Annotated in this window: 14 protein-coding genes; 2 read left to right on the top strand and 12 right to left on the bottom strand. The window is 35.1% G+C overall.

Annotated elements, in window-relative coordinates:
- Window positions 1-19: 19 nt before the first annotated feature.
- From nhaA to GQ45_RS15720, 5 genes are all read right to left on the bottom strand, one after another.
- Window positions 20-1357, bottom strand: coding sequence for a Na+/H+ antiporter NhaA (nhaA, locus tag GQ45_RS15740; RefSeq protein ID WP_156125451.1), 1338 nt, complete (start codon window positions 1355-1357; stop codon window positions 20-22).
- A gap of 18 nt (window positions 1358-1375) precedes the next feature.
- Entirely contained in the window at window positions 1376-1672 is a 297-nt protein-coding gene (gene trxA, locus GQ45_RS15735) for a thioredoxin (protein ID WP_047419469.1), read from the bottom strand.
- Window positions 1673-1812: 140 nt separating this feature from the next.
- Window positions 1813-2601, bottom strand: a complete 789-nt coding sequence (locus tag GQ45_RS15730; RefSeq protein WP_047419464.1) for a glucose 1-dehydrogenase — start codon at window positions 2599-2601, stop codon at window positions 1813-1815.
- A 43-nt stretch (window positions 2602-2644) separates the two neighbouring features.
- On the bottom strand, window positions 2645-3940 hold the full coding sequence (locus GQ45_RS15725) for an NAD(P)/FAD-dependent oxidoreductase (RefSeq protein WP_047419461.1): 1296 nt from the start codon (window positions 3938-3940) through the stop codon (window positions 2645-2647).
- 315 nt (window positions 3941-4255) lie between these two features.
- Complete coding sequence (locus GQ45_RS15720; RefSeq protein WP_047419456.1) at window positions 4256-4765, bottom strand: peroxiredoxin-like family protein; 510 nt, start codon at window positions 4763-4765, stop codon at window positions 4256-4258.
- A gap of 381 nt (window positions 4766-5146) precedes the next feature.
- Between GQ45_RS15720 and GQ45_RS15715 the strand changes: the two genes are divergently transcribed.
- Window positions 5147-5734: a porin family protein gene (locus GQ45_RS15715; RefSeq protein WP_047419454.1), complete on the top strand. Its 588-nt coding sequence runs from the start codon at window positions 5147-5149 to the stop codon at window positions 5732-5734.
- A gap of 262 nt (window positions 5735-5996) precedes the next feature.
- Here GQ45_RS15715 and GQ45_RS15710 read toward each other — a convergent pair whose 3' ends face one another.
- The 7 genes from GQ45_RS15710 to GQ45_RS15685 all read right to left on the bottom strand — a co-directional run bounded on the left by GQ45_RS15710 (window position 5997) and on the right by GQ45_RS15685 (window position 11481).
- Complete coding sequence (locus GQ45_RS15710) at window positions 5997-6401, bottom strand: hypothetical protein (protein WP_047419452.1); 405 nt, start codon at window positions 6399-6401, stop codon at window positions 5997-5999.
- 17 nt (window positions 6402-6418) lie between these two features.
- Window positions 6419-6817, bottom strand: coding sequence for a hypothetical protein (locus GQ45_RS15705; protein ID WP_047419451.1), 399 nt, complete (start codon window positions 6815-6817; stop codon window positions 6419-6421).
- 16 nt (window positions 6818-6833) lie between these two features.
- Window positions 6834-7247: a GreA/GreB family elongation factor gene (locus GQ45_RS15700; protein ID WP_047419449.1), complete on the bottom strand. Its 414-nt coding sequence runs from the start codon at window positions 7245-7247 to the stop codon at window positions 6834-6836.
- 15 nt (window positions 7248-7262) lie between these two features.
- Window positions 7263-8567 (bottom strand): Glu/Leu/Phe/Val dehydrogenase, encoded by a 1305-nt coding sequence (locus GQ45_RS15695; protein ID WP_047419448.1) that lies wholly within the window; start codon window positions 8565-8567, stop codon window positions 7263-7265.
- A 31-nt stretch (window positions 8568-8598) separates the two neighbouring features.
- The gene (locus GQ45_RS18075; RefSeq protein WP_156125449.1) at window positions 8599-8772 is read right to left on the bottom strand and encodes a hypothetical protein; all 174 of its coding nucleotides are present in this window, start codon (window positions 8770-8772) and stop codon (window positions 8599-8601) included.
- A 261-nt stretch (window positions 8773-9033) separates the two neighbouring features.
- A complete protein-coding gene (locus GQ45_RS15690) occupies window positions 9034-10386 on the bottom strand; it encodes a sigma-54 dependent transcriptional regulator (RefSeq protein ID WP_047419447.1) in 1353 nt (450 codons plus the stop codon).
- Between the two features lie 3 nt (window positions 10387-10389).
- Window positions 10390-11481, bottom strand: coding sequence for a sensor histidine kinase (locus tag GQ45_RS15685; protein WP_047419446.1), 1092 nt, complete (start codon window positions 11479-11481; stop codon window positions 10390-10392).
- Between the two features lie 397 nt (window positions 11482-11878).
- Here GQ45_RS15685 and GQ45_RS15675 point away from each other — a divergent pair, with 397 nt between their 5' ends.
- Window positions 11879-14686 carry a pitrilysin family protein gene (locus GQ45_RS15675; RefSeq protein ID WP_047419443.1) on the top strand — a complete coding sequence of 936 codons (2808 nt, stop codon included), beginning with the start codon at window positions 11879-11881 and terminating at the stop codon, window positions 14684-14686.
- Window positions 14687-14728 lie beyond the last annotated feature (42 nt).

Here is a 14728-nt window from a genome sequence, read left to right as displayed (position 1 = left end):
ACCCTAAAGAAAATCCGTCTTATGCTTTGTCAGAAGGCGGATTTACTATATCTAGATGTTTAGCCTTTACATCTTCTTGATTTTCAGTGCCGTTATACAATACATAATAACCCAAAACACCGCTTAACAAAGAGCTTATTAAAATCCCGATTTTTGCTTCTTCTAGAAGAATTTCTTTTGAAAACGATAAATTGGTAATAAAAAGTGACATCGTAAAGCCAATACCACAAAGTAAAGCAACGCCATGCAATACTTTCCATATGGCTTTTGTATTAGGCATACTCTTATAAAAGAATTTTAACAAAACCCAAACTCCTAATAAAATACCTACTTGTTTACCAATAAACAAGCCTGCAATAATACCCCATGTTATGGGCACTTGAAATGCTTTTCCTAAAATAGCACCGTCAATTACAATTCCTGCGTTCACAAAGGCGAACAAAGGCATAATTATAAAGTAAACAGGCTTGTGTAGTTTTCGCTCTAAACGACGCAATGGGGATTCCATTTCTCTTTGCGTTTTTTCGAGGTAATAATGTGCTTGGGCTGATGTTAACGAAAAAGTTTCGTCTTTCGCTTTTTTAAACTGATTAAAGCCTTTTAGTGCAAACTTTTTTATCTCCTCTAAATTCCATTTTTGGTTCAGTGGAATAGTAAGTGCCAAAACCACACCTGCAAAAGTAGGGTGTATTCCCGAAGCCAGTACGGCGCACCAAAGCACAAAACCAATCATAAGGTAAGGCGTGAGTCTTGATGTATTTCTAAAATTTAAAAATAGTAATACTAAAACACAAACACCCGCTATCGCCAATGATGGCCAACTTATTTGTTCTGTATAAAAAAAAGCGATGACCAAAACTGCAATTAAATCATCAACCACGGCTATTGTCGTTACAAAAACTTTTACCCATGATGGAACTCTAGAACCCAAAATTGCAATTATACCAATCACAAAAGCAATATCTGTTGCCATGGGTATTGCCCAACCCTGAGCATAAATCGTATTGTAATTAAAGGCCCAATAAATAAGCCCTGGAACTAGAGCCCCACTTATAGCCGCTACCACTGGAAAAACAGCAGACTTAAATGATTTTAACCTTCCAAATTTTAGTTCTCCCTTTATTTCAAGACCTACCAATAAGAAAAATAAGGACATTAACCCGTCATTCACCCAATGATGAATAGATTTTGTAATATTCCAATTAGGAAAGCCTAAGCTAAATTCCAGTTCCATAATAACAGTATAAAAACTGTTTAATGGGGTATTCGCGACAATTAATGCGATAAAGGTGGTCAACATTAAAAGAATACCTGTGGAAGAGTCTCTTTGAAAAAAATTTTTAAAAAATGGCCTCACGCTGCGAGTTGTTTTAATTTATATATATTGTCGCCCAATGTCCACAAGTTCATGAGCTGGAATAACTCCTGATTGTTTCCACACCACTTTTCCATTTTTAAATAGCATCAAGGTTGGCACACTCCGAACACCATACTTAGCGGCAAACGAAGGGTTTTTATCTAAATCTATTTTTAAAGCGGTTACCGAGTCGCCCAGTTCTTCTTTCGCTTTATCAAAAAAAGGAGCCATAGTTTTACAAGGCCCACACCAAGTTGCAAAGACATCAATAAGAGTTGGCTTATGTTGAGCGATTATTTCATTAAATTTTGACATGATTTTAAGATTTTCGTACAGGTTAGTATTAAAAATAGCATGGCTATAATTGCTGGTTTAAACCAATCTAAATATAAAAACTCATAGAATCCGATCAAAATATATGTATTGAATTCTATGATTATTTTTAGACCAAAGGTTTATAAGTTTCCATAAATATTAGATTCGCCACCATCAATGGCAATAACCTGCCCGTTTATATAGCTGTTATCATCACTTAATAAAAAAGCAACCACTTTAGCAACCTCTTCTGGTCTTCCTAATCTTCCCATCGGGTTTCTTTTTGCAAATTCTTCTTCGGCCTTTTTAGGATTTTCAGGATTTACTTTTTTCATAGATTCAGCCACCATATTTGTTAAGATAGCGCCTGGTGCAAGTGCGTTTGTTAGAATATTATACTTTGCAAACTCCATGGCTGCACTTTTAGTCATTCCTGCAACGCTATGTTTAGTAGCAACATAGGGCGTAATATTGATTACGCCTCTTAGTCCACCAACAGAAGACATATTTACTATTTTACCTCCGTTCTCTTTCATTTCTGGAAGCACATATTTTAAACCATAAAAAACACCCATGAGATTTATGTCTACTACTTTTTTAAACACATCAACATCATATTCATCCATCGGAGCTTGGTCGCCTTCGATACCCGCATTATTAAGAAATCCGTCAATTGAGCCAAATTCTTTAAGCGTAGTTTTTACATAATTTTTAACGGCCTCTTCCTCGGAAACATCAGCAAGAATACTGATTACCTTGATATCCAAGAATTCATTTTTAAGTTCTTCTTTTGCCTTTTTTAGGCCTTCTTCGTCATAATCCACAAGCGATAAATTGCCCCCCTTTGAGGCTAGCTCTTTGGCTGCTGCCAAACCTAATCCGCTTGCTCCGCCTGTGATAATTATTGTTTTATTTTTAAAATTTTTCATTTTGTGTGTATTTAGTTCAACATTATAAACTCTTCACGCATTGCTATTTTTCTTTTATTTGAGGATTAGATTCATCCTCTGGAATTTCGCCAAGCATGATTCCCTGCGATTGTGCTTTGCCGAAATAAGCGGTTGCCCAATTCCACATGGTTCTCAATTGATTGCGATAATTTAGCAGCAACAATAAATGAACGAACAACCATGAAATCCAAGCAATCCATCCTGTTAAGGTTGTTTTAGGGATATTCAAATCTGCCACAGCTTTTTTGCGACCAATAATTGCCATGGTTCCTTTATCATCATAGGTGAAAGCTTGCATCGTTTGCTTATTCACCATAGCCTTAAAATTTTTGGCTAAAAGCTTTCCTTGCTGTTGTGCTACACTTCCTAGTTGTGGATGACCATTGGGGAAGTTAGGGTCCTCTTGAAGTATGCAAGCGTCTCCTATGGCATAAATATTTTCAGTATGCTCCACCCTGTGATACGCATCGACTTTTAGTCTCTTACTTTCTTTGTAACTACCCTCTGGCATCCCTTTAAACTTTAAAGCAATAACTCCTGCAGTCCAAATCAATGTTTTTGTCTCAATTTTTTCGCCATCCTTAAAATAGACCACATCATCCTTATAATCACGAACCATTTTGTTGAGCAAAACTTTTACTCCCATTTTTTTTAGGGTTTCTAAGGAATACTGCTGTGATTTTTCACGCATTGGTGGAAGTAGTGTTGCTGCTCCATCTACAAGATAAATTTTCATTTTTGTACTATCGAGTTCTGGATATATTTTTTCTAGAATACGATTACGCATTTCTGCTAACATACCGGCAATTTCTACACCTGATGGTCCAGCGCCTGAAACAACAATGTTTTGCATTTTTCGTTTTTCGTCAATATCATTGGTATACGTGTACTTTTCTGCTTCCCGAAGCAAAAAATTTCGGAGCTTAGTAGCATCTTCAACCGATTTCATAGGTAAAGCGTTTTTTTTTATATTTTCCATTCCAAAAAAATTGCTTACCGTTCCTGTTGCAATCACTAAGGAGTCATACGATAGTTCACCTGTGCTTAGCCTTATTTTTTGCTCCCCAGGGAAAACCTCCAATAATTTACCCAATCTAAAGTTTAGATTTTTTGTTCCTTTAAAAAGGGTTCTAAAGGGGATGCAAATGCTCGAAATATCTAATAAGCCAGTTGCCACCTGATATAATAAGGGAGAAAAATGATTGTAATTGTTTTTATCGACCAACACTACTTGAATCCCTGATGTATTAGCTAATGACTTCGCTAAATTTATTCCGGCAAACCCACCACCTATAATGACTATTTTATGTTCTGTCATTCAATTTTCTTCTGATTCTAATTCTACGGTTTTTAATACTATCTGATAAAAGCAATTCTTAAATTACGTTGTATTTTTGATGCAACAGAACGGTAAAAAAAAGATTTTTGCCACATTCCATTTTTCAAAATTTGAAGTTCAAACAACAAATTTATACTGATGTGATGGCCATTTTTATAGCTAAGGATGGTATTCTTAAAAAAAGGATAATGCAACCCCGAACGCCTTCATTCCAACAAATAGTTACCTAAAAGAAGTATTAGCGGCCAGTGCTAAGCAGTAACAGAGAGGGTACCATAAGGTTTTTTGAAAAAATTAGGCTCCTCCGCGTGCGGGGTACTCATTTTTGGTCACAAAATCAATGGCGTTCAAAATGTCATCCCAATGAGGTCTTGCGAAGGGCATGCTTTGAATGGCACTGGCGTAAAGTGTTTGATTTGGCCTTATCAAAAAAACCGCCGGTTCTGAAAACGCTTCGGGTTCTTTATCAGAGATGCCTTTAGAAATAAAAAGACCTAGTTCTCTAGCTTTAGTAATTTCTAAATCATAACCTAAAGGTATTTCAGAAATGCTCCATTCCTCCGTTGTTTTTTTTGCTCGTGCTTCAGAATCACAGCTGATCGCAACTAAATGCACTCCTTTATTGCTAAAGGCATCTAATTTTTTCTTTAATTCTTCCAAATACTTTTTACACACCGGGCAGTGCAAGCCACGATAAAAAACAAGCATTGTAAAGGTATCGCTTTTTTGAGCTGACAAGCTCCATTGTGCGCCGTTTGTGAGCGCTACCTCTAAGTCAGGGAATTTATTTTTAGGTTTTATCATTTTATGCTGTTTTATTTTATTTAATTCAAAGGCAATATAAAAATTGTACCTGCCGAGTTTTGTTTTGAATGCGTTTTTCCTTAACTCATATCAAGTTTCTGGATGACTACGAAATTTTTAAGTGTTTGTGCTTATTGGAATAAAACCCTTAAAATAGTTTTAAAGGTTTAGAACATATAAGAAGGATATCATACTACTACCTTGTCGACGGTCTAAAAACCCGCTTTAATTTTTAGTGCTAAAAAAAATCTTTATGCGCTTTAAATAATAATAATAGCCACATTTTTTTAGGGTTAAAAACCTTTTGGATAGGTTCATTTTTTTGTAAAAACCAGCCTTAAGTTTGCGGTCATAAATTGATTATTAAATAAAAAAATAAGAATGAAAAAAATAGTGGTATTAGCTATAGTTTTAGCAACAGGAGCCAGTGCAATGGCACAAACGTGGTCTAACAAAGTACAGGTTGGTGTAAAAGCTGGTCTTAATTTCGCCACCGTGGCGGGTAATGATTTTGAGAGTCCTGATGGGCGAACTAGTTTCTATGGAGGTTTACTAGTGGAGGTTCCAGTTACTGATATCTTTTCCTTCCAATCCGAAGTTTTTTATTCTGGTCAAGGTTTTGATATTACAAATAATTCAAATCAAGATGATGCAGCGTATCAAGTAGATTATATTCAAGTTCCATTACTTTTAAAAGTGTATCTTATTGACGGTTTAAACATTCATGCGGGACCACAATTTGGTTTTAAAGTAAACGAGGAAATAGATTTTGACCCCAATGCTGATGGTGGCGATATTGATACCGATGCCGTAAAAGATTTTGATTTTCAATTAACAACCGGAGTCGAATACAAATTTTCGGGGTCGGTTTTTATTCAGGCAAGATATAGTTATGGCTTTTCAGAAATGATTGAAAATTTAGACGTACATAATTCTTATGTATCTGCAGGAATCGGTTTTATGTTCTAAAGTCAGCATCTTACTAGAAACAACTTTCTATTGCATAGCGAGTAGCACAAAATTAAAAAGTGCTTGAATACTTACAAGAAGTATTCAAGCATTTTTTACTTAAAAACAAAGAGGATGTTTAGTGCATACTTCAATTAAAAATTGGTGCCGGAACCCACCAACTTAATAAAACAAGTATTACAATACCCACCAATATAGCTATGATATTAAATTTTCTATTACTCATAGTTTTCTCGTTTTAATATTTCTTAAGCCTTACACCTCATTTTATGCTACTATAAGTAGCGGTATAAGACCTTAGCAGCTTATAGAAATCATTTTTTAACGCTCTAAAGTCCTGAATTAAACTTTCATAGGAAGCACGCTTTTTTTCATGAACTTTTGCCCTTGTAACTTCATAAGCCATTTTTCCATATTCGAACTCGGTCCGCAACTCTTTTTCATACTGGCAAAACAAGCCCATCGCCAAGGTATTTTTACGTCGCAATCCTTTTATATTTTGCCGAAATATACTTTGATTTAGCAGTTGATTCTCAAGAACCATTAGGGTATCGAGTTCTCGGTGAATAAACTCTAATGCATCGATCCAATAACTAAGTTCTATCAGGTCTTTTTTTAAACATAATTTGCGCTGTGTTTCCGTTTGATCTATTCTAGAACTATTCAAATTTGTAGGGTTAAAATTTATACTTTAGATCCCATAGTGTTTGTAAATTCAATAAAAAAATGCTCTTTTAAACTTCTATAGGAATCTAAATAGTACATGTAACTTTTCCTAAAGCCTTCGTGATCGTTTATAAACGCCATATCACAAAGGGTATCTTCACATTCAGTGATATTAGCCCGTGACCTTTTAGAGCTATTTAATATATTCAGCAGCTTATCGTTTTTTGCTTGCTTTTCCTCAAACAAATCAACAAACTTACCCTCCAATACTGTATTACATATAAGGACTAAATGGTTTATTTCTTTTTTTACATATTGCAAATGAATAATCCAGTTTTGTAACTCAATGGTATTTATTTTATGTGTTAAATCAACTTCTGTATCATGGGCATAAACCGTTGTATGTAGTGATGTCATTTTATTGGTTTTAGATTTAAATATTTATGGCTTCGTACGTTTCATCTTGTGCTACAGCTACAATAGTCAACTTTTGTTCTCCTTTAGAAAATTCCCAAGTGATCGCATCACTTTGAGAATAGCCTATAAGGGCAGCACCCATAGGAGTAAGTACTGAAATTTTATCATTTTTTAAATCTCGGTCTGCTGGAATTACGATTTGTAGCGTTTTTTTCCATCCATTTTCAGCTTCTATGCTAACCTTACTATTTAATCGAATCACATCTTTTGGAAGTTCATCATTATCCACTATCTGAGCTGTTTTAAGTTCATCTAGCAATCGCTTCAACGATTTTTGAGTTTCAAAATCACCTGTGTATCCAGATATATTGAGAATACGTTTTAAATAAACGTATTCTCTTTTTTCTATTATTAAATTCTTGTATTTCATTTCTAAACTTTTTAATTATGGAAAAATTCCACGTTCTACATAAGCCCTTTCAATTCGCTGTATCGCGATACAATACGCCGCAGTTCTCATATCTAAATGATGCTCTTCAGCGTATTTATTGACTTTATCAAAAGATTCTTTCATCTTTTTTTCGATCTTCATCATTACTTCATCTAGCTGCCAAAGTTCTCCATTTCTATTTTGCAACCACTCAAAATAACTACCAATGACACCGCCAGAATTGCAAAGGATATCTGGGATTATCGTAACTCCGTTTTTGATTAAGATTTGTTCCCCTTCTACATTGGTAGGCCCATTAGCACCCTCTGCAATTAATTTTGCTTTTATAAAGGGTGCGTTTTCAATGGTAATTTGGTTTCCTAAAGCTGCAGGAATACAAATATCACAAGCGGTGCTAAAAAAATCATCTTTATCTAAAGGTAGCGCATCAGGATAAGCTACAATACTCCCTTTGTGAGCCTGTGCATACTTAAATAAGGCTGCAACTTCAATTCCATTTTTATTTTGAATACTTCCAAAAGCATCTTGTACAGCCACCAATTTAGCCCCTTCCAATTCAAGGAAATAGGCAGCCCAGTAGCCGACATTTCCAAAACCTTGAACGGTAAATGTTTTTCCTTTAAGCACCTCATTGTTACGCTCCGCCCAAAATTTAATGGTCAAAAACACCCCAAATCCCGTGGCGCGATCACGTCCCTCAAGACCTCCACTACCTGCCGGTTTACCTGTAACTACATGCTGATTTGCACTGCGTTCAGCGGGCGGTCTTGTGCTCATATAGGTGTCTGCCATCCAAGCCATTGTTTGGCTATTGGTATTTACGTCTGGCGCAGGAATATCATGTTCTGGGCCTATATTGTCGGCTAAGGCAAAAGTAAACCTACGTGTAATTCGCTCTAATTCTCCTGCTGAGTATTTTGTAGGGTCGAGTTGAATACCTCCTTTGCCCCCACCATAAGGCAAACCTGCTAATGAGGTTTTCCAGGTCATCCACATCGCTAAGGCCCTTGCTGCATCGATATCTACTGTAGGGTGGTAACGTAAACCACCTTTGTAAGGTCCGAGCGCATTATTATGCTGAACCCTGTATCCCGTAAAAATAGCAACATCACCATTGTCCATTTTTACTGGAAAATGCACTATGATTTCATTGTTGGTAATACTTAAAATTTTACGAATGTTAGGATGTAAATTAATATGATCTGAAGCACTATTAAACTGCTCCATCACATTTTCCATCATACCCCTAAGCGGTATTTTTTTTTCTTTTGTATCAAGATCTTTTGGTATTGTAATCATGCTATTATTTTAATAAAAATTAAAGAATTAATTATAGCACTATAGCCGCTAAGCTATCGTTCACTATATTAGGAATAAGGTTTTTCTGAATGCTTTCTACTTCATGGTATTCACTACAAGACCATACTTTATGTTTTTGATTGGTTAACACACAAGTGCTTAGGTAAACGCAAGTAGGACAAATATTAAACGATGATGATTCCATAAATAAACTTGTTTTACACCTTAAGGACAATCTGTGTGCCAACAAAAGTTCATGGTATGCCAAAATTATTCAACTACCTAATAATCAATTTATTCAAACATTTTTTTAGAAATAAAAATAAGGAAGAGGTGGTACAAATTTACCCAGTAGGGTAGAAATGCATCGGTAAAACTTAAAAATCTTAGGTGCTAGGCACTCGTTTTGAAACTACAATCAAAGAAGTTCAGAACGTTAGGGGTTAGTGGTTTACGCTTAGGGTATTTAATCAGCCAATTTCTGCCGGATGGTTTTGCGGTCTATTCCTAAAATTTCAGCTGCTTTAGTTTTATTATTATCGGTAAAATTTAGTACTTTTTGGATGTATTGCTTTTCAATTTCTTTAAGGGAAACTAAGGCACTATCCGGAAAATTAATAGGATACTTTAAGCTTTCGGGTAAATGCTCCACGTGTATACTCCTATCGCACATAATGACCGCTCTTTGAATGATGTTTTCTAATTCACGAATGTTACCTGGCCAATCATAACGCTGTAAAATAGCCAAGGCTTGTTCACTTAGCTTTACCAAGCCGTCTTTATATTCAACCCCGTATTTAAATAAAAACTTTTCTACTAATAAGGGTATATCCTCTTTTCGATCTCTAAGTGGTGCCACTTGTATTTCTACAACGGTAAGTCTATAATATAAATCTTCTCTAAAAGCACCTTTTTTTATGAGTTCTAATAAATTGCTATTCGTTGCGGTAATAATACGAATATCTACCTTTTCAGGCTTTTGAGCTCCCACTTTAATGACTTCCTTTTCTTGAAGAACGCGCAATAGCCTAGATTGCACGGCTAAAGAGGCATTGCCTATTTCATCTAAAAAAATAGTACCACGGTTGGCCGCTTGAAAAAACCCATTTCGTGTGGTGTCTGCACCTGTAAATGCGCCTTTGGTATATCCAAAAAGTTCAGCTTCTAGCAGGTTTTCTGGGATAGCACCACAATTTACAGCAATAAAAGGTTCCCTTGAAAATTTACCTTGGTAATGAATGGCTCGTGCCACGAGCTCTTTTCCAGTACCACTTTCACCTTTTACAAAAATAGTTGCCTTATTGTCTTTAACCCTTTCAATAATTTGGATGACATTCTTAATCTTTTCTGAAGTTCCTATGATGTCTCCGTAGGATGATTTTGTACTATTTTCATTTTTAGATAGGTCTTCTTTTTGGCGCTGTTTGGCGGTCGAAATTTTACTGTTTTTACGCTTAAAAGAAACATCTATGGCGCTTTGTAATTCATCTTTTGTAAAAGGCTTTGTCAAGTATTTGACAACTCCCGATTTTATGGCCATAAGGGAATCTTGTACTGATGGGTATCCGGTAACTACTAATTTAGGAAGTTTTGGATAATGTTCTGATACAAATTTTATAAGCTCAAAACCATCAATCTCTGGCATTTTTAAATCGGTGATCAATAAGTCTATAGGGGTATCACGCAAAATTGCAACTGCCTCTTTTACCGAAACTGCTTTATAGGTGTGGTAATTCCAAGATTGAAGATGCCGTTGTAAAAGTTCCAAAATATGGATATCATCATCTACTATAAGTATATTTTCTTTTTTTAACAGCATGTTTTAAGATTTAGGAAGTTTCACCGTAAATGTTGCGCCCTTATGTGGATTATTCTCTACCTCTATAGTGCCACCGTGGCTCATGATAATACCATGTACAACACTTAAACCTAAACCTGAACCCTCACCAGTTGCTTTGGTGGTATAAAAAGGTTGAAAAACTTTCTCTAAAGAAGCTTCAGAAAGTCCGGTACCTTCATCGACGATTTTTAAAATAATATGCGTAGTAGTTTGAAAAGTTTCGATGGTAACTAATCCCCCTTTTGGTGAAAAATAAATAGCATTAATTATTAAATTAAAAATAATTTGTGTCAGCTGAATGGTGTCTGCTCTAAGCCATAATTCTTCTTCTTCAATCTTAACAAGATATTTTACTTCTTCTTTTCTAAAGCTGGCATCTAGTAAATTAATTGCATTTTTAATACTGGGAACAATATTTACCTTTTGCATTTCCTGGGGCATCTCACAAGCAAAAAACATCAATTTTTTAACCACTTCTCTAGAAAAAATAGCATTCTGTATGATCTTTTCTACGTCAGCCATGGCTTTCACATTATTCTTCAAATCATCTTTAAGTAATTCTGCAAAACCTAATATGTTTGCTAATGGTGTATTTAATTCATGGGCTATACCGGCTGTAATTTCTCCTAAAATCCCCAAACGATCTGCACGTTCCATTTGTCGTTTTAAGGATGTTTCATTCTTTTTTAACTCTAATCGCTCTAAAAGATTTCCTATTTTTAAGGCTACACTATCTAAAAGTTGTTGTTCTTCAAATAAAAAGTCTTGTTTAGAAAATTTATCCTTGGGTAAATACGCATGTATACTTCCGTTGGCCTTATTAAAGCATAAAATAGGAGATGAAATCACTACTTTATGCTCAAAATTGATGGTAGTATTTACAGCTATAAGAGGGGTTTGGATTTCAATCTCAGTAAACTCACTGAACTTAAAAGCATTTTTAAGACTTCCGGCTATGGCAGTTAAGGTGTCTTCTAGAAGTTCTGAGCTGGCTTGGACAATAATAGAAGAAACCTCATATAAACAAGTTAACTCTTTAATTCTTTCCTTTAAAGCTAGTTCTGCCGCATTCATTACTTTATACTATTAAATTTTATCCTAGAATTAAATACCTCTTCTCATTTAAATAAATTGCCCTTGGCAAGTATATCCTTTATGGCAAACGAAGTTAAGTAAAACCTGAAGACAAAGATATTGAACTCTGTTAAACATTAAAACTGCCATGCCATAATTAGATCCAAGGTATTCTTTCGTATTTTGTTTATTGTGATTTGGACAAATTAAAAAGTTGTTTAGCTTTAATTGCATTAGCTCTCTTAGGCCTAACATCAAAAAATGAAAAATGGAAAAAGTGCTTTTTTTTATTCAAATTACTATTTTATGTGACATTTAACTAATATCTTAGTTTTAATATTAATCAGAATACCTTTACATTAGTTAAAGTATTTTACTAACGAATACCAATTATAGAATGAAAAAAGTTACCGTACTATTTGCTTTCCTGTTTTGTTTAAGCCTCTTGGCCCAAAACAGCAACCTCAATGATCCCTTACCAGAAAACAATAAAATAACCAAAGGTGTACTCACTAACGGAATGACCTATTATTTGTATCCAACAGATGTTACTAAAGACGTCGCGAGTTATTACATCATACAAAATGTAGGATCGGTTTTAGAGAATGATAATCAGCAGGGACTAGCGCATTTTTTAGAACATATGGCGTTCAACGGAACAGAAAATTTTGAGGGCAAAGGTATTTTAAATACCCTTCAAAAAGTAGGTGCCGTTTTTGGAAAAGACATCAACGCTTATACTTCTTTTGACGAAACGGTATACAATATGGATAATATTCCTACCACCGATGAACTTGTTACGACTTGTTTAACGGTGCTTCGCGATTGGTCTAATTACTTATTATTGACTGATGAAGAAATTGATGCGGAGCGTGGTGTTATTAAAGAAGAATGGAGAACGCGCCAAAGTGGCGGTATGCGTATTCTTCAACAATCACTACCTACTATGTTTAATAATTCTACCTATTCTAATAGAATGCCAATAGGCATCATGGATGTCATTGACAATTTTGAGTATAAAGCCTTACGTGATTTTTATCACGATTGGTACCGCACTGATCTTCAAGCTATCGCTATTGTTGGTGATATCGACGTCGCTGAGATGGAAAAAAGAATCAAAACTATGTTTTCAGATATTCCTGCGGTTGAAAACCCTATTGAACGTTTTATTGTTCAAATAGATGATAATAAAGAAATGCTTTACAAAATGTCGATGGATGAAGAAGTTTCTACATCGAGCATTTCATTTAATATTACCCATCCAAAATCCTTAGAAAATCAAACGGTTAAAGATTTAAAAGAATCACTATTAAACGGAATGGCAACAGGAATGATCTCTGCGAGGATAAGAGAAATAAGCCAAAAACCAGAGGCCCCTTTTCTAGGTGCTAACATTTATTATAGTGATTTGGCAAGAGCTAAAAATCAATTATCTATTGGTATAGGACCAAAACCAGGACAACAACAAGAAGCTTTTAAAACTGCCTTAACGGAAGTTGTTCGAGCGGTAAAATTTGGCTTTACAAAAGCAGAAATTGATCGTATGGTCAAAAGGTACTCAAGCTCTTACGAAAATCAAATAAGTAAAGAGAGTGATTTACCGCATCGCGCTATCATCAATACCATTAAACAAAACTACTTGGATAATGAAACCATGACCGACGTTACCCAAGAATACGAAATTGCTCAACAAATTTTTGCGGCCCTAACCGCAGAAGAGCTGCACGAAACGATTAAAAAATTATACACCAAAGAAAACCGTATTCTTATGGTTACAGGGGTAAAAGATGAAAACAATTTAACAAAAGAAGAAGCCCTAAACATCATAAATACCGTCGAAAATGACAACAATTTGACTGCTTATGAAGACGAATTTGGCGACAAAACCTTAATTTCTGGGGTTACCATCAAAAAAGGGAACATCGTTTCTGAAAAACTGATGAAAGAAACAGGCGCAACTGAATTTAAACTAAGTAATGGTGCCACGGTGTATTTTAAATTTGCAGATAAAAACAAAGATGATGTGCAGTTTATGGCAACGAGTTATGGCGGAGAATCTTTATTAGAAGATTCCGATTTGCCATCGGCAACGATGTTAGGTAGTTTGGTGCAATTATCCGGACTAGGAGATTATTCAGCCACTGAATTACCAAAAGTTTTGGCAGGTAAAACGGCAAGAACGCAAGTTGTGGTATCAGGTCTTAACGAAATGATTATCGGCAATGCCGTTACAAAAGATGTTGAAACCATGTTACAAATGGCCTATTTAAACTTTGAAAAACCACGTTTAGATCAAGATGCGTTTAAAGTTTTAGAAAATAATATTGGAAACTTCTTAACGCGCAGAAGTAAAGACATAAATGCAAAAATGCAAGATAGCGTCACTACCACGCTGTATGGAAACAACAATCCAAAACAAAGAATTTTTAACCAGGCGATGCTAGATGATGTTGATTTTGAAACCATTGAAAAGATTTACAAATCACGTTTCAGCAATGCTGCCGATTTTAATTTCTTTATTGTTGGCGATATTCAAAAAGACGCGCTAAAGCCCCTTTTAGAGCAGTATATTGCAAGTATTCCTGCTACTGGTGCTAAAGAAAACTGGAAAGATAATTCGGTTGCATGGTCGGCAAAAGCTATAGATAAGGACATTTATTTACAAATGGAAGATCCAAAAGCATCAGTAAGAATTGGCTATAAAAATAATTTTAAACACAGTTTAAAGAATAATCTTTTAGCGAGTACGCTAGGTGATATTTTACAGTTACGCTATACAGAAACCTTGAGAGAAGAAGAAGGCGGAACCTATGGCGCAAGTGCAAGAGCATCTTTATCAAAAAGACCCACTGAGAAAGCTAATTTACAGGTAAACTTTGATTGTAACCCTGATAAAGTAGAACAATTAATCACCATCGTTCACAATGAAGTCACAAAAATTGCAAAAGGAGATATTCAACAGTTAGATTTGGATAAGACACTGACCAATTATATCAAAGAAAGAAAAGAGCAAAAAGATTATAATCGCTATGATATGAGCTGGGTATCTAATTTCGTTTTGGAAGGCTATAATATGGATGATCCAAAAAACTATGAAGACATCGTAAATTCGATAACCGCAAAAGATGTACAGAATTTTACGGCTGCCTTATTAAAAGATGCTGAAACCTACGAAATTGTATTCAAACCTTTACTTCAAGAATAATTCGTTAACCTAAGTTATCAAGGAACATTAGTTTTTAACTAT

Origin of the sequence: Cellulophaga sp. Hel_I_12, assembly GCF_000799565.1 — a bacterium.
GTDB lineage: Bacteria > Bacteroidota > Bacteroidia > Flavobacteriales > Flavobacteriaceae > Cellulophaga.
The sequence above is the reverse complement of the archived record's forward strand: the minus strand, read 5'-3'. Positions and strand labels throughout refer to the sequence as shown.